General features: G+C 65.3%; 1 protein-coding gene. It reads right to left on the bottom strand.

Going from position 1 to position 487, the window contains the following annotated elements; all coding sequences use genetic code 11:
• Positions 1-243: 243 nt before the first annotated feature.
• On the bottom strand, positions 244-487 hold a 244-nt coding region (locus LPA54_RS37060), incomplete at its 5' end, for a GNAT family N-acetyltransferase (protein WP_228984865.1).

The raw sequence follows: 487 nt of genomic DNA on the forward strand, positions 1-487 counted from the left end.
GCCACATCGGCACCAAGTAGGCGGCCCAGGCCCCGACGATGACTGCGTAGATGAGGCCGCTGCTGCTCACGCCTCACACCGTAGAGGGGTTTGCACGGGGCCATAGGCCAATTGGGCCGGTGTGTCGCACGATCTGGCTGATATTTCGAACTTTTCTTGTGATGGATGCGATCAGACAGTCGCCGGATCCCGGTAATTGCCGGTTCCGAGTCGGTCACCCGGAGTCGCAATTCGAACGTTTATTCAATTACCGGGACCGTACGGGATTCCGCGGTCGCGCTGTTCGCGTCCGGGCAGCTCACGGGACCGCTCCTGCGCGCGGGTGCGGCGCCAGCGGGCGAGGAGACCGTCGGGGACCTCTTCCGCGGTGAGCGCGAACACGAGGTGGTCGCGCCACGCGCCGTCGATGTGGAGATAGCGCGGACGCAGCCCTTCCGCGCGGAATCCGAGTTTTTCCACGACCCTGCGGCTCGGCCCGTTCTCGGGG

It is taken from the genome of Streptomyces sp. DH12, assembly GCF_020873895.1.
Lineage (GTDB): Bacteria > Actinomycetota > Actinomycetes > Streptomycetales > Streptomycetaceae > Streptomyces.